General features: G+C 63.8%; 28 protein-coding genes and 2 tRNA genes. 22 read left to right on the top strand and 8 right to left on the bottom strand.

The genetic code is table 11. The features are described 5' to 3' along the window. Positions 1 to 64: 64 nt before the first annotated feature. Positions 65 to 274 carry a SlyX family protein gene (locus FN835_RS07710; protein WP_142662639.1) on the bottom strand — a complete coding sequence of 70 codons (210 nt, stop codon included), beginning with the start codon at positions 272 to 274 and terminating at the stop codon, positions 65 to 67. Between the two features lie 48 nt (positions 275 to 322). Here FN835_RS07710 and hisS point away from each other — a divergent pair, with 48 nt between their 5' ends. The 4 genes from hisS to FN835_RS07730 are packed head-to-tail and all read left to right on the top strand — an operon-like array spanning position 323 to position 3,951. After that, positions 323 to 1,819 (top strand): histidine--tRNA ligase, encoded by a 1,497-nt coding sequence (hisS, locus tag FN835_RS07715; protein WP_142662640.1) that lies wholly within the window; start codon positions 323 to 325, stop codon positions 1,817 to 1,819. Next, positions 1,816 to 2,895 (top strand): ATP phosphoribosyltransferase regulatory subunit, encoded by a 1,080-nt coding sequence (locus FN835_RS07720; protein WP_142662641.1) that lies wholly within the window; start codon positions 1,816 to 1,818, stop codon positions 2,893 to 2,895. The genes hisS and FN835_RS07720 overlap by 4 nt, the downstream gene beginning before the upstream one ends. Next, positions 2,892 to 3,578 (top strand): ATP phosphoribosyltransferase, encoded by a 687-nt coding sequence (gene hisG / locus FN835_RS07725; RefSeq protein WP_142662642.1) that lies wholly within the window; start codon positions 2,892 to 2,894, stop codon positions 3,576 to 3,578. Before FN835_RS07720 ends, hisG begins: the two co-directional genes overlap by 4 nt. A 52-nt stretch (positions 3,579 to 3,630) precedes the next feature. Next, complete coding sequence (locus FN835_RS07730; RefSeq protein WP_142662643.1) at positions 3,631 to 3,951, top strand: hypothetical protein; 321 nt, start codon at positions 3,631 to 3,633, stop codon at positions 3,949 to 3,951. Positions 3,952 to 3,969: 18 nt separating this feature from the next. Here the strand turns inward: FN835_RS07730 and ftsY are convergent, their stop codons facing one another. Both ftsY and FN835_RS07740 read right to left on the bottom strand, forming a co-directional pair. Further along, positions 3,970 to 5,046, bottom strand: coding sequence for a signal recognition particle-docking protein FtsY (gene ftsY / locus FN835_RS07735; RefSeq protein ID WP_142662644.1), 1,077 nt, complete (start codon positions 5,044 to 5,046; stop codon positions 3,970 to 3,972). 169 nt (positions 5,047 to 5,215) lie between these two features. Further along, positions 5,216 to 6,145, bottom strand: coding sequence for a class I fructose-bisphosphate aldolase (locus FN835_RS07740; RefSeq protein ID WP_142662645.1), 930 nt, complete (start codon positions 6,143 to 6,145; stop codon positions 5,216 to 5,218). A 198-nt stretch (positions 6,146 to 6,343) separates the two neighbouring features. Between FN835_RS07740 and FN835_RS07745 the strand changes: the two genes are divergently transcribed. Continuing rightward, complete coding sequence (locus FN835_RS07745; RefSeq protein WP_142662646.1) at positions 6,344 to 6,613, top strand: hypothetical protein; 270 nt, start codon at positions 6,344 to 6,346, stop codon at positions 6,611 to 6,613. 26 nt (positions 6,614 to 6,639) lie between these two features. Here FN835_RS07745 and FN835_RS07750 read toward each other — a convergent pair whose 3' ends face one another. Beyond that, on the bottom strand, positions 6,640 to 7,836 hold the full coding sequence (locus FN835_RS07750; RefSeq protein ID WP_142662647.1) for a phosphoglycerate kinase: 1,197 nt from the start codon (positions 7,834 to 7,836) through the stop codon (positions 6,640 to 6,642). Positions 7,837 to 7,999: 163 nt separating this feature from the next. Here FN835_RS07750 and FN835_RS07755 point away from each other — a divergent pair, with 163 nt between their 5' ends. From FN835_RS07755 to FN835_RS07770, 4 genes are read left to right on the top strand one after another with little or no spacing between them, the layout of a single operon-like run. Beyond that, positions 8,000 to 8,509 (top strand): peptidylprolyl isomerase, encoded by a 510-nt coding sequence (locus tag FN835_RS07755; RefSeq protein ID WP_142662648.1) that lies wholly within the window; start codon positions 8,000 to 8,002, stop codon positions 8,507 to 8,509. Between the two features lie 22 nt (positions 8,510 to 8,531). Further along, complete coding sequence (locus tag FN835_RS07760; RefSeq protein WP_246098687.1) at positions 8,532 to 9,089, top strand: peptidylprolyl isomerase; 558 nt, start codon at positions 8,532 to 8,534, stop codon at positions 9,087 to 9,089. A 58-nt stretch (positions 9,090 to 9,147) separates the two neighbouring features. Beyond that, complete coding sequence (locus FN835_RS07765) at positions 9,148 to 9,600, top strand: GFA family protein (protein ID WP_142662650.1); 453 nt, start codon at positions 9,148 to 9,150, stop codon at positions 9,598 to 9,600. Continuing rightward, complete coding sequence (locus FN835_RS07770) at positions 9,597 to 10,055, top strand: YaiI/YqxD family protein (protein WP_142662651.1); 459 nt, start codon at positions 9,597 to 9,599, stop codon at positions 10,053 to 10,055. Before FN835_RS07765 ends, FN835_RS07770 begins: the two co-directional genes overlap by 4 nt. Here FN835_RS07770 and FN835_RS07775 read toward each other — a convergent pair. Both FN835_RS07775 and tyrS read right to left on the bottom strand, forming a co-directional pair. Next, complete coding sequence (locus FN835_RS07775; RefSeq protein WP_142662652.1) at positions 10,043 to 10,453, bottom strand: GFA family protein; 411 nt, start codon at positions 10,451 to 10,453, stop codon at positions 10,043 to 10,045. The two genes, FN835_RS07770 and FN835_RS07775, sit on opposite strands and share 13 nt — an antisense overlap. A gap of 53 nt (positions 10,454 to 10,506) precedes the next feature. Beyond that, entirely contained in the window at positions 10,507 to 11,751 is a 1,245-nt protein-coding gene (tyrS, locus tag FN835_RS07780) for a tyrosine--tRNA ligase (RefSeq protein ID WP_142662653.1), read from the bottom strand. 61 nt (positions 11,752 to 11,812) lie between these two features. Between tyrS and FN835_RS07785 the strand changes: the two genes are divergently transcribed. The 11 genes from FN835_RS07785 to FN835_RS07835 all read left to right on the top strand — a co-directional run bounded on the left by FN835_RS07785 (position 11,813) and on the right by FN835_RS07835 (position 18,559). Continuing rightward, the gene (locus tag FN835_RS07785) at positions 11,813 to 12,907 is read left to right on the top strand and encodes an anhydro-N-acetylmuramic acid kinase (protein WP_142662654.1); all 1,095 of its coding nucleotides are present in this window, start codon (positions 11,813 to 11,815) and stop codon (positions 12,905 to 12,907) included. A gap of 138 nt (positions 12,908 to 13,045) precedes the next feature. After that, positions 13,046 to 13,864 carry a PRC-barrel domain-containing protein gene (locus FN835_RS07790; protein WP_142662655.1) on the top strand — a complete coding sequence of 273 codons (819 nt, stop codon included), beginning with the start codon at positions 13,046 to 13,048 and terminating at the stop codon, positions 13,862 to 13,864. A 151-nt stretch (positions 13,865 to 14,015) separates the two neighbouring features. Then, a tRNA-Asp gene (locus FN835_RS07795) sits at positions 14,016 to 14,092 on the top strand. Between the two features lie 27 nt (positions 14,093 to 14,119). After that, a tRNA-Asp gene (locus FN835_RS07800) sits at positions 14,120 to 14,196 on the top strand. Between the two features lie 192 nt (positions 14,197 to 14,388). Beyond that, positions 14,389 to 14,862 carry an SspB family protein gene (locus FN835_RS07805; RefSeq protein WP_142662656.1) on the top strand — a complete coding sequence of 158 codons (474 nt, stop codon included), beginning with the start codon at positions 14,389 to 14,391 and terminating at the stop codon, positions 14,860 to 14,862. Positions 14,863 to 14,927: 65 nt separating this feature from the next. After that, entirely contained in the window at positions 14,928 to 15,482 is a 555-nt protein-coding gene (locus tag FN835_RS07810; protein ID WP_142662657.1) for a class I SAM-dependent methyltransferase, read from the top strand. 84 nt (positions 15,483 to 15,566) lie between these two features. Then, positions 15,567 to 16,961 carry a class II fumarate hydratase gene (gene fumC / locus FN835_RS07815; protein ID WP_142662658.1) on the top strand — a complete coding sequence of 465 codons (1,395 nt, stop codon included), beginning with the start codon at positions 15,567 to 15,569 and terminating at the stop codon, positions 16,959 to 16,961. A 3-nt stretch (positions 16,962 to 16,964) separates the two neighbouring features. Further along, positions 16,965 to 17,309, top strand: a complete 345-nt coding sequence (locus tag FN835_RS07820) for a VOC family protein (protein ID WP_142662659.1) — start codon at positions 16,965 to 16,967, stop codon at positions 17,307 to 17,309. After that, complete coding sequence (locus FN835_RS07825; RefSeq protein ID WP_142662660.1) at positions 17,306 to 17,497, top strand: DUF4169 family protein; 192 nt, start codon at positions 17,306 to 17,308, stop codon at positions 17,495 to 17,497. Before FN835_RS07820 ends, FN835_RS07825 begins: the two co-directional genes overlap by 4 nt. Further along, the gene (locus FN835_RS07830) at positions 17,490 to 17,729 is read left to right on the top strand and encodes a ribbon-helix-helix domain-containing protein (RefSeq protein ID WP_142662661.1); all 240 of its coding nucleotides are present in this window, start codon (positions 17,490 to 17,492) and stop codon (positions 17,727 to 17,729) included. Before FN835_RS07825 ends, FN835_RS07830 begins: the two co-directional genes overlap by 8 nt. A gap of 89 nt (positions 17,730 to 17,818) precedes the next feature. Beyond that, entirely contained in the window at positions 17,819 to 18,559 is a 741-nt protein-coding gene (locus tag FN835_RS07835) for a YebC/PmpR family DNA-binding transcriptional regulator (RefSeq protein ID WP_142662662.1), read from the top strand. A 40-nt stretch (positions 18,560 to 18,599) separates the two neighbouring features. Here FN835_RS07835 and FN835_RS07840 read toward each other — a convergent pair whose 3' ends face one another. Continuing rightward, the gene (locus FN835_RS07840) at positions 18,600 to 19,439 is read right to left on the bottom strand and encodes a LysR family transcriptional regulator ArgP (RefSeq protein WP_142662663.1); all 840 of its coding nucleotides are present in this window, start codon (positions 19,437 to 19,439) and stop codon (positions 18,600 to 18,602) included. An 82-nt stretch (positions 19,440 to 19,521) separates the two neighbouring features. On the opposite strand from FN835_RS07840, the gene FN835_RS07845 reads away from it, so the two are divergent. Together FN835_RS07845 and FN835_RS07850 are read left to right on the top strand one after the other, a co-directional pair. Beyond that, the gene (locus FN835_RS07845) at positions 19,522 to 20,118 is read left to right on the top strand and encodes a LysE/ArgO family amino acid transporter (RefSeq protein WP_142662664.1); all 597 of its coding nucleotides are present in this window, start codon (positions 19,522 to 19,524) and stop codon (positions 20,116 to 20,118) included. Positions 20,119 to 20,155: 37 nt separating this feature from the next. Then, a complete protein-coding gene (locus tag FN835_RS07850) occupies positions 20,156 to 21,064 on the top strand; it encodes a DMT family transporter (RefSeq protein WP_142662665.1) in 909 nt (302 codons plus the stop codon). Here the strand turns inward: FN835_RS07850 and FN835_RS07855 are convergent. Continuing rightward, positions 21,061 to 21,258 carry a hypothetical protein gene (locus tag FN835_RS07855; RefSeq protein WP_142662666.1) on the bottom strand — a complete coding sequence of 66 codons (198 nt, stop codon included), beginning with the start codon at positions 21,256 to 21,258 and terminating at the stop codon, positions 21,061 to 21,063. The two genes, FN835_RS07850 and FN835_RS07855, sit on opposite strands and share 4 nt — an antisense overlap. Positions 21,259 to 21,460: the final 202 nt, after the last annotated feature.

The following is a 21,460-nucleotide window of genomic DNA, read 5'->3' on the forward strand; positions in this document are numbered from 1 at the left end:
GGTTCCCCAAATACCTCGGGGTGAGCCGCCATCAGGCGGCGAGGGGCAGCGCCCCTCACTTCCATCACCAATGCGGCGGACGCTGATCGGCTAGGGGAATCGTGCCCCCTTCCGCCTCGCGCTCGGCCTCACGCTCCATCAACAACCCGACGCGGCGACCCAGCCGCGCGATCTCGCTTTCCTGCCGCGCCACGATGGCGGACAGGTCATCGACCACGCGGGTCAGGTGGGCCACGGCCTCTTCCAGCCTCAGGGCTTGCTCATGCTTGTCCATCAATCCTCCATCCGTTAGACCCCCGCATGGAAAAGCCCGAGGCAAACCATGGCGAAAGAAAAGAAACAGCCCCGACCCAAGGCGGATACGCCCAAGGGGTTCCGCGACTATTTCGGCGCGGACGTGACCGAGCGCAAGCAGATGCTCGACCGTATCGCCGAGATCTATCATCGCCACGGCTTCGACCCGCTGGAAACCAGTGCCGTCGAAACGGTCGAGGCGCTTGGCAAGTTCCTGCCCGACGTGGATCGCCCGAACGCAGGCGTCTTTGCGTGGCAAGAGGCCGAGGTGCCCGGTATTGGTCAGGGGGGCGGCGGCGCGGGCGACTGGCTGGCCTTGCGCTATGACCTGACTGCGCCTTTGGCGCGCGTGGCGGCCCAGTTCCGCAACGATCTGCCCAGCCCTTACCGTCGCTATGCGATGGGTCCGGTCTGGCGCAACGAAAAGCCGGGTCCGGGGCGGTTCCGCCAATTCTATCAATGCGACGCCGATACGGTGGGCAGCGCCTCGGTCGCGGCGGATGCGGAAATCTGCGCGATGCTGTCGGCAGCCTTGGAACATGCAGGCATCCAGCGCGGCGATTACCTGATCCGCATCAACAACCGCAAGGTTCTGAACGGCATTCTTGAGGCGATGGGCGTGACCGAAGGGCCGGTCTCGGACGACGTGCTGCGCACCATCGACAAGTTCGACAAAGTGGGCGAGGCAGGCGTGCGCCAGCTTCTGACCACCGGGCGCAAGGATGACAGCGGCGCGGAAATTGCGGGCGTGGGCCTTGCGCCCGAACAGGCCGATCCGGTGATCGCCTTCCTGACCTCGAAGGGCGCGGACAACGCAGCGACCTTGGCGAACCTGCGCGCCGCCGTCGGTGCGTCCGAAATCGGTGCCGAGGGTGTCGATGAACTGGCCCAGATCGCCGACATGCTGACTGCGATGGGCGTCGGCGAAGATTGCGCGGTCATCGACCCCTCGATCGTGCGCGGCCTTGGCTATTACACCGGCCCGGTCTTCGAAGCCGAACTGACCTTTGAAATCCTTGACGAAAAGGGCCGCAAGCGCCAATTCGGCAGCGTGGCGGGCGGCGGTCGCTATGACGGTCTGGTGGAACGCTTCACCGGCCAGAAAGTGCCTGCAACGGGCGTCTCCATCGGCGTCGACCGCCTGCTGGCCGCGCTGCGCGCCAAGGGCCTGATGGGCGGCCAAGAACACGGGCCGGTCGTCGTGACCGTGATGGACCGCGACCGCATGGGTGAGTATCAGGCCATGGCTGCCGAACTGCGCGCCGCTGGTATCCGCGCCGAGGTCTATCTGGGCAATCCCAAGAATTTCGGCAACCAGTTGAAATACGCCGATAAACGCCAGTCCCCCGTCGCCATCATCCAGGGCGCGGATGAAGCGGCGCGGGGCGTCGTGCAGGTAAAAGACCTGATCCTTGGCGCCAAGATCGCGGCCGAGGCCAGTCACGAGGAATGGAAGGCCCAGCCCGCCCAGACCGAGATCGCCCGCGACGGCCTTGTCGCCGAAGTCCGGCGCATTCTGGGATGACCAAGCGCGAAAAACAGGCCATCGGCCAACAGATCCTGATGGCCTTCCGCGCGGCGGGGGCCGCCGAGGTCGCGCCCGATCTGCTGCTGCCCGCCGAAACCCTGCTGGACCTTTATGGCGAAGACATCCGCGCACGTGCCTATGTCACGCAGGACCCGATCCGGGGCGAGATGATGCTGCGCCCGGACTTTACCGTTCCCGTCGTGCAGATGCATATGGAAAACGGCGCGGAACCCGCCCGCTATTGCTATCTGGGCGAGGTTTTCCGCAAACAGGACCATGGCGAAACGCCGCCCGAACATCCGCGCGACAACGAATATCTGCAGGCGGGGTTCGAACTTTTCGCCCGCGACGCCGATGCCGATGCCGAGGTTTTCGCGCTGTTCCACGGCCTGCTTGCGCCGTTGCACCTGCAAGCCAGCATGGGCGACATGGATCTGCTGATGGATGCCGTCCGTGCGCTGCCGCTGTCGGGTGCGCGCCGCGCCGCGCTTTTGCACCACATCTGGCGACCCAAGCGGTTCGCGCGATTGCTGGAGCGTTTCTCGACCTCGGCCCCGCCGCGCGCGTTTGCCGAACCCGCCAATTGGACCGGGTTGCGCAGCCCGGCTGAAATGCAGGCCCGCATCGCCCGATTGCAAGCTGATGCGCATGAGGCCCCACTGGCCCCGATCTGGGCCGACCGGCTGTCGCGGCTGTTTGCCGTCAGCGCCCCGGCCCCCGAGGCGCTGCGGCAGCTTCGCGATCTGGCGCAGGAAATCCCCGACATTACCGATGCCGTGGACCGGCTGGAGCGTAACCTTGCCGCGCTGACGTCGCGCGGCATCGACGTCGCGGCGATCCATTTCGACGCCAGCCACGGGCGGCACACGATGGAATATTACGACGGCATGACCTTCAGCTTTACCGCGCCGGGCCGGGCCGATTGGCCGCCGGTCGCAACGGGCGGGCGCTATGACGCGCTGGCGGCGGTGCTGGGGCAGGCGCAGGGCCGCTCGATCCCCGCAGTCGGCGGCATCATCCGGCCCGGTCTTGTCCATGAACTGGGGGGCCTGAACTTGGGGAATGCGGCATGATCCGCCTTGGCGTGCCGTCCAAGGGGCGGCTGATGGAACAGACCTTCGACTGGTTCGCGGCGCGCGGTGTGCGCCTTTCGCGCGCCGGGTCGGAACGCGAATATGCGGGCCGGGTCGAGGGCGCGGAAAATGTCGCGCTGGTGCTTTTGTCGGCGGGCGAGATCCCGCGCGAATTGCAAGCGGGCCGCATCCATCTGGGCGTGACCGGCACCGACCTGATCCGCGAAAAACTGGCGGGCTGGCGCAGCCATGTGCAGGAACTGGCGCCCATGGGGTTCGGTCACGCCGATCTGATCCTTGCCGTGCCGACCTGCTGGAGCGATTGCGATAACCTTGACGATTTCGCCACGATCGCCCGCGATTTTCGCGCCGAACACGGCTTTCGCCTGCGGATCGCCACGAAATATCACCGTCTGGTCCGCGCCTATCTGTCGGATCAGGAAATCGCCGACTACCAGCTTGTAGACAGCCAGGGCGCGACCGAAGGCACGGTGGCCAACCTGACTGCCGAGGCGATTGCCGACATCACATCCTCGGGCGAAACGCTGCGGGCGAACCATCTGAAGATCATCGGAGACACGCCGATCCTGTGCAGTCAGGCCACGCTTCTGCGGTCCATCGCGGCAGGCGACGATGCCGAGGTAGGGGCTTTCGCGCAGCAGCTTGGACTTACGATTTCGTGACGGATCCATGGCAGCCCGCCATGCGTTATCTGCCACATCTTAGGAGAGACCAATGCGCCTTCCCATTCTTGTCCTGCTTCTGTCGGCCAGCCCCGTCCTTGCATCCTCGGATGATGCCTGGGCACAGTTCCAGACCGATGTCGAAACGGCCTGCACGGCCCTTGCTCCCGAAGCGGGCGAAACGACGATCGAGGTGAACCCTTTCGGTTCCGAAACCTATGGCGCGGCCATCGTCACCACCACCTATGAAGGCGGCGGCGCGGATCGTTCGATCTGCATCTATGACAAACACAGCAAAAAGGCCGAGATGACCGCAGCCTTTACCCCTGTGGACGAAGAGGAAGCCGAGACGGCAGCCCCTGCAACCAACTGATCGGGGGCAACCAACTGATCAGTCGGGAAGACCGACCAGCGCGCGGGCAAAGTCCCGCGCGTCGAACGCGTCAAGATCGTCGATCTGTTCGCCGACGCCGATGGCATGGATCGGCAGACCAAAGCGGTCGGCCAGGGCCACCAGCACGCCGCCGCGTGCCGTGCCATCCAGCTTGGTCATCACCAGCCCCGACACATCCGCAAGCTTCTGGAACGTCTCGACCTGGCTCAGCGCGTTCTGGCCGGTGGTCGCGTCCAGCACCAGCAGCGTGTTATGCGGCGCGGAAGGGTCTTTCTTGCGGATGACCCGGACGATCTTGGCCAGCTCCTCCATCAGATCCTGACGGTTCTGCAAACGGCCCGCCGTGTCGATCATCAGCAGATCCGCGCCCTCGGCCTCGGCCCGTGTCATGGCGTCAAAGGCAAGGCTGGCGGGGTCCGAGCCTTCGGGCGCGGTCATTACCGGCACACCGGCGCGCTGGCCCCAGACCTGCAGCTGTTCGACAGCCGCGGCGCGGAACGTGTCGCCCGCCGCCACGACGACATTCTTGCCCGCCGCCTTGAACTGGCTGGCCAGCTTGCCGATGGTGGTGGTCTTACCCGAGCCGTTGACGCCCACGACCAGCACCACCTGCGGGCGCTTGGGGTAAAGCGGCAGGGGCTTTGCAACGGGGGTCATGATCCGCGCGATTTCGGTGGCCAGCAATTCCTTGAGTTCGGTTGACGACACGCGGCGGCCAAGGCGGCCTTCGGCGATATTGGCGGTGACGCGCAGCGCAGTTTCGACGCCCATATCGGCCTGCACCAGCATGTCCTCAAGCTCTTCCAGCATCGCGTCGTCAAGTTCGCGGCGCGGTTCGTCTGCGGTGCTGCGCCCGAACAGGCGACCGATCATGCCCGGACGCTCGGTGGGCGGAGCGGCGGGCTGCTGAACCGGCGTGGGGATCGGTTGAACGGGCGGCTGCATCGGCTGGGGCACAGAAGCGGCTTCCGGCTGCGCATCCGTCGTGCCTTCGGCAACGATGTCATCCAAGCCCGCCCCGATCTTCGAAGAGGACCGCGTCAGCCGATCGCGCAGCTTGGTGAAAAACGACATGCACCCATCCTTTGTCTTGTCCGCCAGAAACTAGGGCTTCCGGCGGGAAAGGAAAAGGGCGCCCCGAAAGACGCCCAGCTTCTTAGTTCTGAAAATACCTCGGGGGACGCCTTTGTCACCCCGCCAAGGGGTGGCAAAGGCGGGGGGCAGAGCCCCCGCGCCCGATGGATCAGGCTTTGGCCAGATAGATATCGACCAGCTTTTGCAGCATTTCCAGCGCCTCTTCGCGCGAACGCTGGAAGCTGTTGCGCCCGATGATCGAGCCGTTGCCGCCGCCGTCGCGGATCGCGCGGGCGTCGTCATAGACCGCATCGGCACCCTTGGCCGCGCCGCCCGAGAAAACGACGATGCGGCGACCGTTGAAGGACGACTGCATGCAGTGTTCCACGCGCTTGGCTTGGGTCGCGATGTCGATCTTCTTGTCTTCGTAGACCTTTTTCGCTTCCGGCAGCATCAGGTGGTCGGTCGACAGCTTGATCTTGATGATATGCGCGCCGATCAGGGCTGCGATCTGCGCCGCATAGGCCGCCACGTCGATCGCGGTTTCACCGTCCTTGGTGATCGCCTCGCCGCGGGGATAGGACCAGATGACGGTCGCCACGCCTTTGGCGGCGGCTTCCTTGCGCATCTCGACGATCTCTTCGAACATGTCCAGCGCCATGTCCGAACCCGGATAGATCGTGAAGCCGATGGCGGCGCAGCCCAGACGCAGCGCGTCATCGACCGATGCGGTGATCGCCTGGTTCTTGCCAGCCGTGTTCGACATCAGCGAGTTGGCCGAGTTCACCTTGAGGATCGTCGGGATCTGGCCTGCAAAGGTATCCGCGCCCGCTTCGATCATGCCCAGCGGTGCGGCATAGGCGTTCAGGCCCGCGTCGATCGCCAGCTGATAGTGATAATGGGGGTCGTAGCCCGCCGGGTTCGGTGCAAAGGTGCGCGCCGGACCATGCTCAAAGCCCTGATCGACGGGCAGAATGATCATCTTGCCCGTGCCGGCCAGCTTGCCGGTCATCAGCATGCGCGCAAGCTGCGCTTTCACGCCTGGGGTTTCACCCTCATAATTCGCGAGGATCTTGCGGACGGTATCGGTCATCTTCATGTGAAACTCCAAACCAGTTCGGCAGTGACTTAGCAAAATCAACGTCAGGAGCAATCTAGGTTGCGCTAACGGTATGTTGTCTTTTCAGTTGGTAAGCAGAAATCCTGTCAAATTGGTAAAGGCCCGCCCATCCATGCGGCAAAGCCTTGCCGGAACATTCGCCACAGGCCGGCGTTGTTCGGACAAAGGAGGATTGCCATGTCCTACAATACCGATCCCGAACGCGCCGCCAAGCGTCATCCTGCGCCTATCATCGCGATCATCGTGGCTTTGCTGGTCGCGGCCCTTGCATGGTTCTGGTGGGTCGGCTCCTCCCCCGAGGAGGAGGGGGACATCACCCAGACCGAATCCCCTGCTGCCCCGGTCGATGGGCAGGCAGCACCCGACGCGAACCCGCCCGCAGGCACCACCGGTCAGGCGACGCCGGACAGCAGCACACCCGCAAGTCCACCCGCAGCGGCGAATTGAAAAAGGGACCTTTCGGCCCCTTTCTTTTAGCGTTTCTCAAGCGCCGCGACGCCGGGCAGTTCCTTGCCCTCCATCCATTCAAGGAATGCACCGCCCGCGGTCGAGATGAAGGTGAAATCACCCGACACGCCCGCCTTGTTCAGCGCAGCGACGGTATCGCCGCCACCCGCGACCGAGATCAGCTTTTCTTCGCGCGTCAGCCGTGCGGCTTCCTGTGCGGCGGCATTGGTTGCGGTGTCGAAGGGGGCGATTTCGAACGCACCCAGCGGGCCGTTCCAGATCAGGGTGCGCGAGGCTTCGAACACCTCGCGGATTTTCACAACGGTCTGCGGCCCGGCATCAAGGATCATCGCATCGGCGGGGCAGGCGTCGGCGGCTACGGTCTCATTCTCGGCGCCTGCCTTGAATTCACGTGCCACGACGACATCGACGGGCAGGTGGATCGTGCAGCCAGCACCCTCGGCCTTGTCCAGAATCTCGCGCGCGGTGTCGGCCATGTCGCGTTCGGCCAGCGATTTGCCGACCTCGATCCCCTGTGCGACCAGGAAGGTGTTGGCCATGCCGCCGCCGATCACCAGATGATCGACCTTGGAAATCAGGTTGCCCAGCAGGTCCAGCTTGGTCGAAACCTTGGCACCACCGACGACCGCGACGACCGGGCGCTGCGGCGCACCAAGGGCCGCGTCCAGCGCCTTGAGCTCGGCCTCCATCAGGCGACCGGCGGCGGCGGGCAAAAGCTGCGCCAGACCCTCGGTCGAGGCATGGGCGCGGTGCGCGGCAGAGAAAGCGTCATTGACGTAAGCCTGACCCAGCGCGGCCAGCGAGGCGGCAAAGGTTTTGTCGTTTTCTTCCTCGCCCGGATAGAAGCGGGTGTTTTCCAGCAGCAGCACATCGCCCTTTTTCAGATCGGCCACGGCGCGCTTGGCAGGGCCGCCGATGGCTTCGTCCGAAAACTGCACGGGCTGGCCCAGTGCGGCTTCCAGCGCGGGGACGACGATACGCAGGCTCATGGCGTCAACGCGCTTGCCTTTGGGGCGGTCGAAATGCGCCAGCAGGACGGGGATGCCGCCCTTGGCCTGAATGTCCTTGACGGTCGGCACGATCTTTTCGATCCGGGTCGCGTCGGTCACCTGACCGTTTTCGACCGGGACGTTCAGGTCCACGCGGGTCAGGACAACCTTCCCGTCAAGGTCGAGGTCGTCGATCGTGTTGAAATCCGGCATGGTTCGTCCCTTTCCTCATCAGCCCCAAACGGCCCAGCGGGTTGTCCCGCATCATGACATTCTCGTCAACCTGCCGTGGCGGCGAACCGCCCGGCAATGCTGGCGTTGTATGGTCGGGATGAAATGCTTATGCCTTTCCCCGAGCCAGTAGAAGGAGACCCCCATGGCCGAGATCAAAGATCCCGAGAACACCGTCATCGTCGAGCTGAAGGACGGCCCGGTGGTGATCGAGCTTCTGCCCGATGTTGCACCCAAGCATGTCGAGCGCATGAAGGAACTGGCCCGCGCCGGGAAATACGACAACGTGGCATTTCACCGCGTGATCGAGGGTTTCATGGCCCAGACCGGCGACGTGGAACATGCCAATATGGAAAACAACTACAATCCCGGCCGTGCGGGCACGGGCGGTTCCGATCTGCCGGACCTGCCTGCCGAATTCTCGCGGCTGCCGCATGACCGTGGCACGCTGGGCGCTGCGCGTTCGATGAACCCGAATTCGGCCAACAGCCAGTTCTTCATCAACTTCAAGGACAACCATTTCCTGAACGGCCAATACACCGTCTATGGCCGCGTCATTTCGGGGATGGAAGCCGTGGACAAGATCGCCCGTGGCGAGCCGCCGGCGAATCCCGACCGCATGATCTCGGTCAAGGTGGCCGCCGATGTTGCATAAGGCGCTGATCGCGACCCTGCTGATGGCGGGCGCCGCCCATGCCGAAGGGCTGCCGGGCGTCACCGATGGTCCCGGCCCGAACCTTGTGATCGAGGTCGCGGACGCCTCGGGCGCGTCCAAGGGGCAGATCGTTCTGGACCTTTATGCCGACAAGGCCCCCAAGCATGTCGAGCGTCTGGTGACGCTGGCCAAGGCGGGCAATTACGATGGCGTGGTGTTTCACCGCGTGATCGACGGCTTCATGGCCCAGACGGGCGACGTGGAATTCGGCAAGCAAGGCGCCGATACCGCACGCGCAGGCATGGGCGGTTCGTCCATGCCGGATCTGGATGCCGAATTCAACGATGTCAGCTTCCAGCGCGGCACCGTGGGCATGGCGCGTTCGCAAAGCCCGAATTCGGCCAACAGCCAGTTCTTTATCGATCTGGCCCCGGCTGAGTTCCTTGATGGGCAATACACTGTCGTCGGCCAGTTGGTCGATGGCTGGGACGTGCTGAACGCCATCAAGAAAGGCGACGCGGCAGCGAATGGTTCGGTATCCGAGCCCGATTACATGCTGAAAGTCACCGTTCAGGAATAAGATGAAAGGCCGGGCCGGTCCCGGCCTTTCATTCATCAGGCCAAAAGAAAGCCAATCAATGCCCCAACCTGTCCTGCCCGCCGAAGGCGGCTGCCGCTGTGGCGCGCTGCGCATCCGCATCGACGCCGGCCCGATCATGACCGCCGCGTGCCATTGCAAGGGCTGCCAGCGCATGACGGGCAGCGCCTTTTCGTTGACGGCGATGATCCCCTCGCCGGGGTTTCGCGTCTTGCAGGGCGAGCCGGTGCAGGGCGGTCTGCGCGACCCGGTACAGCAGCACATGTTCTGTCCGCATTGCCTAAGCTGGGTCTTTACGCGCATCGCGGGCATGGATGATTTCGTGAACCTGCGCGCGACGATGCTGGACGATGCGCAGTGGTTTCAGCCCTTCATCGAGACATTCACCGCCGAAAAGCTGGCATGGGCAACCGTGCCCGCGCGCCACAGCTTTGAAGGCTTCCCGCCGCCCGAAAGCTATGGCCCGCTGATGGCGGAATTCGCAGCGGCATGACCACGCTTTACATCGACGCCGATGCCTGCCCGGTGAAAGCCGAGGCCGAGCGCGTGGCCACCCGCTTGCGCGTGCCGATGGTGCTGGTCTGCAATGGCGGCATCCGCCCGTCCGCCAATCCGCTGGTGTCGCTGATGATCGTGCCCGATGGCCCGGACGAGGCGGACAAGTGGATCGCCGCCCAGTGCGGGCCGGGCGATGTGGTGGTGACGACCGATATTCCCTTGGCCGACCGCTGCCTGAAAGCCGGGGCAGCGGTGGTGCAGCCCAATGGCGAGGTGCTGACCATCGCCAATATCGGCGGGCGTCTGGCGACCCGCGACCTGATGCAGGACATCCGCGCGGCGGACCCGTTCGCGCAGGGCAGGGGGGCCGCCTTCGGCAAGGCCGACCGGGCGCAGTTCCTGCAGTCGCTGGACCGGGTGATGGCGGCGGCTTTGCGTCAGGGCCGCTGAAAGCGCAGAATGCCCGCGATGCCCGACGGCCCGTCAGAGGGGTGGTTGATGCCGTCCGTCACCACGACCTCGGCGAAGTCGAACGGGCTGGCCCCGGCGATGCACGCCACGTTGATGCCATATTGGCTGGGGTCAGAGCGGCGCTGGTGATGCGTATAGATGCCGCAGGTCTTGCAGAACCAATGTTTCGCCGTGCCGGTGTTGAACTGGTAAAGCGTCAGGTTTTCCTGACCCGCGATGAAATGCAGATCATCCAGCCGCGCCGTCACCGCGACCGCGCCGCGCATCCGGCAGAATGAACAGTCGCAGCGCCGCGCGGTGTTGAACCCATCAGCCAGTCGGACCCGAAACCGCACCGTGCCGCAATGGCAGGCCGCATCGTGGAAATCGTCGCTCATCTGCTTGCCTTTTCGCAATGACAAAGGCCGGAGCTTTCGCCCCGGCCCTTTGCTTATCCCACCTGCACCATACGGTGCTTTTTCTTGCCGACCGAGACCTTGAGCCCGTCCCCGATCAGCCCCGCATCGACGACCAGCTGCGGGTCGGCGATGGCTTCGTTGTTCAGCCGCAGGCCGCCCTCGGCGATCAGGCGCTTGGCTTCCTTGCCCGAAGGCGCGATGCCGGTCTGGACCAGCAGTTGCACCACCGACAGCCCCGCACCCAGCGCATCCGCGCCGATGGTCGCAATCTCCAGATCACCGCCCGCGCCGCCCTGTTCGAAAACCTCGCGTGCGGTGGCCTCGGCCGATGCCGCAGCCTCGGCGCCGTGCAGCAGGGTGGTGACTTCGTTGGCCAGAATAACCTTGGCCGCGTTGATTTCCGATCCCGACAGCGCGCCAAGGCGGTCGCATTCATCGACCGGCAGTTCGGTATAAAGCTTCAGGAAGCGGCCCACATCGGCGTCGGTCGTATTGCGCCAGAACTGCCAGAATTCGTAAGGCGACAGCATCGCGCCATTCAGCCAGACCGCGCCGCCCGCCGATTTGCCCATCTTGCGCCCGTCCGAGGTCGTCAGCAAAGGCGAGGTCAGCCCGAAGATTTCCCCATCCAGCACGCGGCGCGTCAGGTCGATGCCGTTGATGATATTGCCCCACTGGTCGCTGCCACCCATCTGCAGGCGGCAATCGTAACGGCGGTAAAGCTCAAGGAAGTCATAGGCTTGCAGGATCATGTAGTTGAACTCAAGAAAGCTCAACGACTGCTCTCGGTCCAGCCGGGACTTGACCGATTCAAAGGACAGCATCCGGTTCACGCTGAAATGCCGCCCGATGTCGCGCAGGAATTCCAGATAGTTCAGGTTGTCCAGCCATTCGGCATTGTTCAGCATCAGCGCCTTGCCGTCGCCGTAATCAAGGTAACGGGCAAAGACCTGACCCATGCCGTCGATATTGGATTGGATCGCATCGGGCGTCAGCAGGGGGCGTTCCTCGGACCGGAAGCTGGGATCGCCCACCTTGGTCGTGCCGCCGCCCATCAGCGTCAGCGGGCGGTTGCCGGTCTTTTGGAACCAGCGCAGCATCATGATGTTCAGAAGGTGGCCGACATGCAGCGATGCGGCGGTGGCGTCATAACCGATATATGCCGTGACCGGACCTTGGATCAGCGCATCGTCCAGCGATTGCAGGTCGGTGCAATCCGCCAGATAGCCACGTTCGATCATCACATGAAGGAAGTCGGATTTGGCACGGTAGGTCATGAGCGTTTCCTTTCGAATGGCAGCGGATATACCTGTCGCGGCAAAAAAGGGGAACAGGCGAATGATCCGTGCACTGGGGATGATGTCGGGCACGTCTTTGGACGGGGTGGACGCGGCACTGATAGATACGGATGGCACGCGCATCGGCGGGTTCGGTCGCAGCGCGTATCGCGCCTATTCGGGCAATGAATCCGCGATGCTGCATGCCGCACTTGGGCAATGGCCCGGTGACCCGGACGTGGCCGAGGCGGGCGATCTGTCGGTCGCGACCCATGCTGCATTGGCCGAGACCTTCCCCGAGGCCGAGCTGGTCGGCTATCACGGCCAGACCCTGGCGCATGATCCGCAGGGGCGGGGCACGCATCAGGCGGGCGACGGCGCGTCGCTGGCCCGCAAGCTGGGCCGCCCGGTCGTCTGGGATTTCCGCACCGAGGATGTGCGTCAGGGCGGAGAGGGCGCACCCCTTGCGCCATTCTTTCACTGGGCCTGTGCGGAATGGGCGATGGGGCAGGGGTTGCTGCCCCGCGCGCCGGTCGCGTTTCTGAACCTTGGGGGCGTGGGGAACCTGACTTGGGTGGACCCGACCGCCAGTGCGCCCGAAGCGCCGGGGGCCTGCATCGCGTTTGATACCGGCCCGGCCAATGCGCCGTTGAACGATCTGATGCGCAGCCGCCGCGGGGTTGCACGGGACGAAGGCGGCGCTATGGCGGCGCAGGGCGTGCCGGACGAAGGCGTCATCGCGGATTTCCTGACGCATCCGCATTTTGCGCGGGCCGTGCCGAAATCGCTGGACCGGGACGCCTTTGATCTGTTGCCGCGCGTGTCGGGCCTGAGCGATGCGGACGCGGCGGCGACGTTGACCCATGCGGCGGCGGCGGCGGTGGCTGCCGGGCTTGCACTGCTGCCGGTGCCCGAACTGGTGCTGGTCTGCGGCGGCGGTCGCCTGAACGGCGCGATGATGGCGGCGCTGACGGCGCGATTGCCTTGCCGCGTGGCTTTGGTCGAGGAGGCGGGGCTGGACGGCGACATGCTTGAGGCGCAGGCATTCGGCTGGCTGGCCGTGCGGGTCATGCGCGGGCTGCCCACCTCGGGGCCGGGGACGACGGGTGCGCCGGGGTCGGTCTGCGGTGGTCGGATCAGCCATCCCAGACTTTAGTCGCGATCACGCAATTCATTGGTGTGGCGACATTTTTGTGAACACCCGGATATTTTCTCGGGGAACGATGCGGGCGTCGGGGCGTTTGTGCTGCATAAGACGGCAAATGCCGTTCCAGCCCAATCAAAGGACCGAGACATGAAACCCTTTGTCATCGCCGCCACGACGCTGGCTCTGGCTCTTCCTGCCGTCGCCCAGACGACTGCCCCTGCGACCCCGCCCGCAACCGCCGCCCCGGCGGATCAGGCCGAGGGTGCGGCAGCAACCGCCGAAACCGCTGCCGACAATGCCGAGGCCGCCGCTGAAAAAGCCGCAGACGAGGCGGGGGCCGCTGCCGAACAGGCCGCGGACGAGGCTGCGAATGCCGCCGATCAGGCCGCCGATGCCGCAGCAACCGCCGCCGACGATGCGGCCAACGCGGCCCAAGGAATGGGCGATCAGGCCGGCGACGCCGCAGCCGCTGCAGACAATGCCGAAGACGCAGCATCTGACGCGGCAGATTCGGCAGCAGATGCCGCAGCCGACGCACCCGACAGCGCCGCCGCCCCGGCAGGCGAGGCCGCGGCCCCGCCGGTAACGCCGCCCGACGTGAACCCGCCCGCAATTTCCGAAGCCGATCCGGGGCTTTTGGGCACGTGGATCACCTCGCGCCGGATCTGGACGACCAACCAGCCCTCGACCCAGGAATGGAGTCAGCCCGAAGAACTGGAGGAGCGCCCCGCCGAATGGCAGGACATCGCCAAGGTCAATGACATCGTGCTGGACGATTCGGGTCAGGTCGTCGGCTATATCGCCGATATTGGCGGCTTCCTTGGTATCGGGGCCAAGAAGGTGCTGCTGGGCGTCGATGCCATCCACATGGTGTCTGTGGGCACCGACACGTTCTTTGCCACGAACTATACCAAGGCCGAGCTGGAAGCCCTGCCGGACTTCGACGAAAAGACCGTGCGCAAGTAAGCTTGCCAACCCGCGATCAGGGGCGTCCTGCGGGGCGCCCTTTTTCTTTTTCGCATTCGAGTGAAATTCCTGCGATGAAGCACTTGACGGGGTCTGCCCCCGTGCGTAAACACCGCCCACTCCGGACGGTGATCCGGTGAAGATGTTCTGCGCGGTTGTAGCTCAGTTGGTTAGAGTACCGGCCTGTCACGCCGGGGGTCGCGGGTTCGAGCCCCGTCAACCGCGCCATCATCTTCAGAAATCGCCAGACGATGCGCGGTTGTAGCTCAGTTGGTTAGAGTACCGGCCTGTCACGCCGGGGGTCGCGGGTTCGAGCCCCGTCAACCGCGCCATCATCCTTTTCCTTGAAAGCGGCAGTTTACCGATTTCGGCAAAGGCGCATTTTGCGTCTGCCGAAATGGGTATTTGTAGAACCGAGAAATGCCTTGCGCGGTGCGTTCATGGCTTGCGCCGCACGTTTTGCAGGGGCTTTTCATCGGGGCGCAATTGCCTATGCTGACCGACAAGAAGAAGGGGAGACGCCCATGGCGCGAGGAATAGATTACGGCGGGATGATGCATCGGGCCATGCAGCGGCTGATCGCTGATGTCCTTGAGGCCGTGGCTCGTGAAGGTCTGCCCGGCGAACATCATTTCTTCATCACCTTCGATACCCGCGATTCGGATGTCGAAATGGCCGACTGGCTGCGCGAGCGTTATCCCGAGGAGATGACCATCGTGATCCAGCATTGGTTCGACAATCTGGACGTGCGGCCCGACGGCTTCGCGATCACGCTGAATTTCGGAAACTCGCCCGAGCCGCTTTATGTCCCCTTCGATGCGGTGCGCACATTCGTCGATCCTTCGGTGGAATTCGGCCTGCGCTTTGAAAACCAGCCCGACGATGACGACGAGTTGGATGAGGACGAAGACGAGGATGAAACCGACACCGACGAGGGCGGCGACGATACGCCCAAGGGCGGTGCCGAAGTCGTCAGTCTGGACAAGTGGCGCAAATAGCCCGTCATACCGCTGTCATCCCGGCGCAATACACCCGGCCAAAGGCATAATTGCTGGAGGCCGCCTTGTCCGATCTGTCGCTGTTTTTTGGCCAGTTTCTGCGCCGTCCCTCTGAAATCCGCGCCATTGCGCCCACGGGCCGCGCCACCGCGCGCGAAATGGCGCGACTGGTGACGCCCGATATGCAGGCGGTTGCCGAGATCGGTTCCGGCACGGGCACGATCACCGAGGCGATCCTGAACACCGGCCTGCCGCCCGAGCGGCTGGAGCTTTACGAACTGAACGCGGCCTTTTGCCAACGGCTGCGCGACCGCTTTCCGGGCACTTCGGTTCACAACCTGCCCGCGCAGGAAATGGTCAATGTCGGGCGCAAGAATCTGGACGCCGTGATCTCGGGTGTGCCGACATTGCCGATGCCAGACGAATTGCAAGCCGCCATCGTCGGCGCTGCCTTGCAGATGATGAAGCCGGGCGCGCCTTTCGTGCAGATCACCTATGGTCCCGTCGCGCCGCTGTCGGAAGCCGTGCGCAAGCAGTTCGGGCTGACCCATACGAAAAGCCAGCGGATCTGGGCCAATCTGCCGCCCGCACGGGTCTATGTGTTTCGTCAGCAAGCTTAGGCGCTAACGGCATACTTTCGCATACTATTTGCCAATCGGGCGGGCGGGGGCTAAAACCCCCGCGAAACCGTGAGGGATGAGACCATGACCAATACCCGCACCGAGACCGACAGCTTCGGTCCGCTTGAAGTTCCGTCCGACAAGTTCTGGGGCGCGCAGACGCAGCGTTCCATCATGAACTTCCCGATTGGCTGGGAACGTCAGCCCGTTCCGGTGATCCGCGCGCTTGGCATCATCAAGCAGGCTGCGGCCCAGGTGAACATGGCGACCGGCAATCTGGACGCCGCTTTGGGCAATGCGATGGTGCAGGCCGCGCAGGAAGTCGCTGCGGGCAAGTTCGACGACAACTTCCCGCTGGTCGTGTGGCAGACCGGTTCCGGCACCCAGTCGAACATGAACGCGAACGAGGTCATTTCGAACCGCGCGATCCAGATTCTGGGCGGCGAGATGGGGTCCAAGAAACCCGTCCACCCGAATGACCATGTGAACATGGGCCAGTCGTCGAACGACACTTTCCCGACCGCGATGCATGTCGCAATCGCGATGCACGCCCGCGACCTGCTGATCCCCGGTCTGGAAAAGCTGCACAAGGCGCTGGTCGCAAAATCCGAGGAATTCAAGGACATCATCAAGATCGGTCGCACCCATACGCAGGATGCGACGCCGCTGACATTGGGTCAGGAATTCGGCGGCTATGCCCATCAGGTCGCCAAGGGGATCGAGCGGGTCAAGCTGGCCTTGGGCGACATCTATGAGCTGGCGCAGGGCGGCACGGCTGTCGGCACCGGCCTGAACACCAAGAAGGGCTGGGACACCGCGATTGCGGCCGAGATCGCCAAGATCACCGGGCTGCCTTTCGTGACCGCGCCGAACAAGTTCGAGGCGCTGGCTGCACATGACGCGATGGTGTTTTTCTCGGGCGCGCTGAAAACCGTTGCCGGTTCGCTGTTCAAAATCGCCAACGACATGCGCCTGCTGGGGTCCGGTCCGCGTTCGGGTCTGGGTGAGTTGATCCTGCCGGAGAACGAGCCGGGCTCGTCCATCATGCCGGGCAAGGTGAACCCGACGCAGGCCGAGGCGCTGACCATGGTTTGCGCCCATGTCATGGGCAATGACGCGGCGATTGGTTTCGCCGGTTCGCAGGGCCATTTCGAGCTGAACGTCTATAACCCCATGATGTCCTATAACGTGCTGCAATCGATGCAGCTTCTGGGCGACGCGGCGGGTTCGTTCACCGACAATATGGTCGTCGGCACGCAGGCGAATATCCCGCGCATCGACAAGCTGATGAAGGAATCGCTGATGCTGGTGACTGCACTGGCCCCGACCATCGGTTACGACAACGCGACCAAGGTGGCCAAGACTGCGCATAAGAACGGCACCACGCTGCGCGAGGAAGCCATCGCGCTGGGTCTGGTCGATGGCGAGACCTTCGACCGCGTGGTCCGCCCCGAACAGATGGTCGGCCCCGAGGACTGATCCATGCGTGTCATTCCGCAGTTGATGTTTCAGGGCGGAATGGACGAGGCGCTGGCGCTGTGGCGCCACGCATTCCCCGACATGATCCTTCGGCCGGGTAATCCGGCCGAAGTTCAGATCGCCGGGCAGGTGCTGCGCCTGTTCGAAAGCCCCCCGGTTCATGAATTCGGCTTTACCCCCGCGATTTCGCTGCTGATCGAATGTGACGATGCCGCGCAAGTCGTCAGATTGGCAAAAATTCTGGGCGAGGGCGGCAAGGTGCTGATGCCGCTGGACAAATACGATTTCGCAGATAGTTATACATGGGTGCAGGATCGGTTCGGCGTCAGCTGGCAGCTTGTGGCATGACAAAGGTGATCAATCTTCGTCAGGCCCGGAAGGGTGCCGCGCGCGACGCAGCCCGCAAGCAGGGCGACGAAAACGCGGCCAGGTTCGGTCGTTCCAAGCTGCAGAAACAGGTTGAGAAGGATGACCGCGACCGTGCCGCGCGCCATCTGGATGTTCACAGGCGCGATGGTGATAGTAACGATGCCTGAACTGCCTGCGATGTCTCCGCCCGCCAAACGCTCAGTCACGATCGGGGGGCATCGCACCTCGGTCAGTCTGGAAGATGCCTTTTGGCGCGAATTGCGCGGCATTGCCAAGAACCGCGGCCAGACCGCTGCCGCCCTGATCGCCGCCATCGACGCCAAGCGCCCGGCCGAGGTCGGTCTGGCCACCGCGCTGCGGCTGTATGTGCTGGCGGAACTGCTGAAACGGATGCGTTAAGGGCCGCTTTGGCCCGTAATGCTTGCGGCCCCGGCCTTGGCTGGCTAAAAGCGCCTGCAATATTCCAATAGACAAACTTGGGTAGAACCATGGCAGGCCATTCCAAATGGGCCAATATCCAGCATCGGAAGGGCAAGCAGGACAAGCTGCGCTCCAAGCTGTTTTCGAAGCTGGCCAAAGAAATCACCGTCGCCGCGAAGATGGGCGATCCCGATCCCGATAAGAACCCGCGTCTGCGCCTTGCGGTCAAGGAAGCCAAGTCAAGCTCGGTTCCGAAGGACGTGATCGATCGCGCGATCAAGAAATCGCAGGGCGGCGACGCCGAAAACTATGACGAGATCCGTTATGAAGGCTATGGCCCGAACGGCATCGCGATCATCGTCGAGGCGATGACCGACAACCGCAACCGCACCGCGTCGAATGTGCGGTCCTATTTCACCAAGCATGGTGGCGATCTGGGTCAGACCGGCTCGGTCAACTTCATGTTCGATCGCAAGGGCGAGATCATGTATCCCGCCAGCGCAGGCGATGCGGATACCGTGATGCTGGCCGCGATCGAGGCCGGGGCCGAGGATGTCGAGAGCGACGAGGACGGCCACTGGATCTATACCGCCGACACGGATCTGGCCGAGGTTTCGACCGCGCTGGAAGCCGCGCTTGGCGAATCCGAGACGGCCAAGCTGATCTGGAAGCCGCAAGCCCCGACCGAGATCGACCTTGAGACGGCGCAGAAGCTGATGAAGCTGATCGACGCGCTTGAGGATGACGACGACGTGCAGAACGTCACCGGCAATTTCGACATCCCCGAGGATGTGGCTGCGCAGCTTTGAGTGGCCTGCCTCCGGCGGGGGTATTTGAAGAACCAAGAAGTCAGGGTCGCAGTTCTGCTGCGGCCCTTTGTTTTATCGCGCGGCTCAGGGGGGCCAGCGCGGGCCGCATGGCCCGCTGGACGTGCCAGTGCAGCGGGACGTCCAGAGGCAGGTGGGCGTTCAGATGCGCAAGCGGCGGACGGGCCATCGCTTCGGGGATCATGCCCCAGCCAAGGCCAAGTTCCACCGCGCGGGCGAAACCTTCGGATGACGGGATCATGTGACCGGTGGGGTGGACGCGCTGGCCTGTCGCCGCCTGCGCCCAGCGGCTTTGGGCTGCGTCTTTTTCGTTGAAGATCACTGCGGGGGCGCCAAGCGTCGTGGCATTGACGCCATTTGCGAAATGACGGGCGATGAATTCCGGCGTGGCCATCGCGTGATAGCGCATATGCCCGAGTGGCGTCACATCGCAACCCGGCACGGGGTTTGGGTCGGAACTGATTGCCGCCGAGACCTGTCCCTGACGCAGCCAGTCGCGGGCGTGGTCCTGATCGTCGATGACCAGATCGTAAAGCACAGGCAGGGCGGTCATCACCGGCGGGAACCATGTGGCAAGGCTGTCGGCATTCACCGCGATGCGCAGCGTGGCCTTGGGGGCGTCGGGGTCCAGTGCCTGTTCCAGCAGCCGAACCTGATCCAGATGCTGCACCAGCCGCAGCGCCTTTTGGGTGCCGCGTGGGGGTGGGCCGCGCTGGATCAGCACCTCGCCCATCCGTTCTTCTAGCCCCTTGATGCGTTGGGAGATGGCAGAGGGCGTGACGCCAAGTGCAGCCGCTGCCCCTTCGAACGAGCCGCGGCGCAGGATCTCGGACAGGGCCGCAAGGGCGGGATAGTCGAGCATTAGCCAGCCTTCATCTGCCGAAGAATTATGAATTTGCCTGAAGTGAGGCTTCGCGGCAAGAACCCTGTCAAAGGAGAATGCGATGCAGGCTTATCTTGCCGGTCTGGGGACCGGGCTTTCGCTGATCGTGGCCATCGGTGCGCAGAATGCCTTTGTGCTGCGCCAAGGGTTGATGCGGCGGCATGTCTTTGCGACCTGCGCGTTTTGTGCCGTATCAGACGCATTGCTGATCACCGCCGGCGTCATGGGAGCGGGGGCGATTGCTGCCCATGCCCCGTGGTTTCTGTCGCTGATGCGCTGGGGCGGCGCGGCGTTTTTGCTGGTCTATGGTGCGCGGGCCTTTCGCGCGGCATGGCGCGGCGGAGAGGTGATGCATGCAGGGCAGGCCGCGCCAAGCCTGCGTGCCACGCTGGCGGTGGTGGCGGCGCTGACATGGCTGAACCCGCATGTCTGGCTGGATACGGTGGTGTTGCTGGGGTCGGTTTCCAGCGGATTTGGCGATCGGACCGGGTTTGCGGCGGGTGCTGTCACCGGGTCATTCGCGTTTTTCTTTGCGCTGGGATATGGCGCGCGGCTGCTGGCACCGATCTTTGCGCGGACCGTGGCTTGGCGGGTGCTGGATATATGTGTCGGACTGGTCATGTGGACAATTGCATTTGGGCTGATCCTCAAAGGCTGACTTGCGCAGATGCGGTTCAGCCGTCATGGCTGGGGTCATGAACGCATCATCCACCAGACAGGACCTGTCCGGCATTTTCTGGATGCTGACGGCGGGGCTTTGCTTTGTCGCGGTCAATGGCACGGTGCGCTGGCTGGGTCAGGCGTTGCCCGCCGCCGAGGCAGCCTTTTTGCGGTTCGTCTTTGGCCTGATCTTTCTGATCCCCGCGCTGTTGCCTGCGCTGCGCCGCGGCTTTGCGCCGCGCCTGTGGGGATTGTTCGCCCTGCGCGGTGGGCTGCATATCATCGCCGTGATCCTGTGGTTTTATGCGATGGCCCGCATCACCGTGGCCGAGGTGACGGCCATCGGGTTCCTGAACCCGATCATTGTCACGGTCGGCGCGGCGCTGCTGATGGGCGAACGCCTGTCATGGCGGCGCGGGCTGGCCATCGTCGTGGCGCTGATGGGCGCGATGATCGTGCTGCGCCCCGGCCTGCGGGTGCTGGAGGGTGGTCATATCGCACAGCTTGGCGCTGCGGTGGCGTTCGGGGCGTCCTATTTGGTGGCCAAGCGTCTGTCCGAACAGGTGCCGCCCGCTGTCGTCGTTGCGATGATGTCGCTGACGGTCTGCATCGGCCTTGCGCCGATTGCGGCGGCGAACTGGGTGCCGCCAACCATGCTGCAATGCGCGGTGCTGGCCTGCACCGCGTTTTTTGCGACGGCTGCGCATTATGCGATGACCCGCGCCTTTGTCGCAGCGCCCCTGACGGTGACGCAGCCGGTCGTGTTCCTGCAACTGATCTGGGCCAGCCTGCTGGGCGTTCTGGTCTTTGCCGAACCGGTGGATATGTGGGTGCTGGTTGGCGGCGGCGTGATGATCGGCGCGATCAGCTATATCACCTGGCGCGAGGCCAAGCAGCGGCGAGGCATCGTCACCCCGCCGCCGGATCTTGCCAAACAAATCTAGCGCCACGGATTATGGCGCGGATCCAGCCCGATGTCGCGCAGCAGGTGCGGCGGCAGGCTGGTCACGGGTGGAGGGCGCGTCTTCCTGCTTAACGCCGCGCGCATCAGCGCAAAGCTGACGCGGATCAGCCCGTGATCCTTGATGAGGTCGTCCAAAGGCGCGCGCAAATCGCGCGAGACACGTATCGCATTCATCCCGTTATACCGCCTGCTTGCGCAGCGCGGTCCTTGAGCTAGGTGTGAAAAATGACATGACGCAGCCGCGCGCGAACGCGGTCAGGCAATGTCGTTCATGATCTTTGGGAAAAGCCCGATCGGGCGTTCAGATCGGTTCCGTCAGCCCTGATTGGCCCCACGCCAATGGCGTCGATGGGCGGCAAAAAAGGCGGCCGGAGCG

The organism is Paracoccus laeviglucosivorans (assembly GCF_900182695.1).
GTDB classification, from domain to species: Bacteria; Pseudomonadota; Alphaproteobacteria; order Rhodobacterales; family Rhodobacteraceae; genus Paracoccus; species Paracoccus laeviglucosivorans.

Bases quoted from the DNA above. Each gene is read 5' to 3' on its own strand.
- FN835_RS07765 (WP_142662650.1), top strand. From the start codon at position 9,148: ATGCCCCAACCTGTCCTGCCCGCCGAAGGCGGCTGCCGCTGTGGCGCG.
- FN835_RS07830 (WP_142662661.1), top strand. From the start codon at position 17,490: ATGCCTGAACTGCCTGCGATGTCTCCGCCCGCCAAACGCTCAGTCACG.
- FN835_RS07820 (WP_142662659.1), top strand. From the start codon at position 16,965: ATGCGTGTCATTCCGCAGTTGATGTTTCAGGGCGGAATGGACGAGGCG.
- FN835_RS07730 (WP_142662643.1), top strand. From the start codon at position 3,631: ATGCGCCTTCCCATTCTTGTCCTGCTTCTGTCGGCCAGCCCCGTCCTT.
- fumC (WP_142662658.1), top strand. From the start codon at position 15,567: ATGACCAATACCCGCACCGAGACCGACAGCTTCGGTCCGCTTGAAGTT.
- FN835_RS07825 (WP_142662660.1), top strand. From the start codon at position 17,306: ATGACAAAGGTGATCAATCTTCGTCAGGCCCGGAAGGGTGCCGCGCGC.
- FN835_RS07840 (WP_142662663.1), bottom strand. From the start codon at position 19,439: ATGCTCGACTATCCCGCCCTTGCGGCCCTGTCCGAGATCCTGCGCCGC.
- FN835_RS07835 (WP_142662662.1), top strand. From the start codon at position 17,819: ATGGCAGGCCATTCCAAATGGGCCAATATCCAGCATCGGAAGGGCAAG.
- FN835_RS07845 (WP_142662664.1), top strand. From the start codon at position 19,522: ATGCAGGCTTATCTTGCCGGTCTGGGGACCGGGCTTTCGCTGATCGTG.
- FN835_RS07755 (WP_142662648.1), top strand. From the start codon at position 8,000: ATGGCCGAGATCAAAGATCCCGAGAACACCGTCATCGTCGAGCTGAAG.
- FN835_RS07855 (WP_142662666.1), bottom strand. From the start codon at position 21,258: ATGAATGCGATACGTGTCTCGCGCGATTTGCGCGCGCCTTTGGACGAC.
- FN835_RS07720 (WP_142662641.1), top strand. From the start codon at position 1,816: ATGACCAAGCGCGAAAAACAGGCCATCGGCCAACAGATCCTGATGGCC.
- FN835_RS07770 (WP_142662651.1), top strand. From the start codon at position 9,597: ATGACCACGCTTTACATCGACGCCGATGCCTGCCCGGTGAAAGCCGAG.
- FN835_RS07790 (WP_142662655.1), top strand. From the start codon at position 13,046: ATGAAACCCTTTGTCATCGCCGCCACGACGCTGGCTCTGGCTCTTCCT.
- hisS (WP_142662640.1), top strand. From the start codon at position 323: ATGGCGAAAGAAAAGAAACAGCCCCGACCCAAGGCGGATACGCCCAAG.
- tyrS (WP_142662653.1), bottom strand. From the start codon at position 11,751: ATGACCTACCGTGCCAAATCCGACTTCCTTCATGTGATGATCGAACGT.
- FN835_RS07750 (WP_142662647.1), bottom strand. From the start codon at position 7,836: ATGCCGGATTTCAACACGATCGACGACCTCGACCTTGACGGGAAGGTT.
- FN835_RS07710 (WP_142662639.1), bottom strand. From the start codon at position 274: ATGGACAAGCATGAGCAAGCCCTGAGGCTGGAAGAGGCCGTGGCCCAC.
- FN835_RS07775 (WP_142662652.1), bottom strand. From the start codon at position 10,453: ATGAGCGACGATTTCCACGATGCGGCCTGCCATTGCGGCACGGTGCGG.
- FN835_RS07805 (WP_142662656.1), top strand. From the start codon at position 14,389: ATGGCGCGAGGAATAGATTACGGCGGGATGATGCATCGGGCCATGCAG.
- FN835_RS07850 (WP_142662665.1), top strand. From the start codon at position 20,156: ATGAACGCATCATCCACCAGACAGGACCTGTCCGGCATTTTCTGGATG.
- FN835_RS07740 (WP_142662645.1), bottom strand. From the start codon at position 6,145: ATGAAGATGACCGATACCGTCCGCAAGATCCTCGCGAATTATGAGGGT.
- hisG (WP_142662642.1), top strand. From the start codon at position 2,892: ATGATCCGCCTTGGCGTGCCGTCCAAGGGGCGGCTGATGGAACAGACC.
- FN835_RS07760 (WP_246098687.1), top strand. From the start codon at position 8,532: ATGGCGGGCGCCGCCCATGCCGAAGGGCTGCCGGGCGTCACCGATGGT.
- FN835_RS07745 (WP_142662646.1), top strand. From the start codon at position 6,344: ATGTCCTACAATACCGATCCCGAACGCGCCGCCAAGCGTCATCCTGCG.
- ftsY (WP_142662644.1), bottom strand. From the start codon at position 5,046: ATGTCGTTTTTCACCAAGCTGCGCGATCGGCTGACGCGGTCCTCTTCG.
- FN835_RS07785 (WP_142662654.1), top strand. From the start codon at position 11,813: ATGATCCGTGCACTGGGGATGATGTCGGGCACGTCTTTGGACGGGGTG.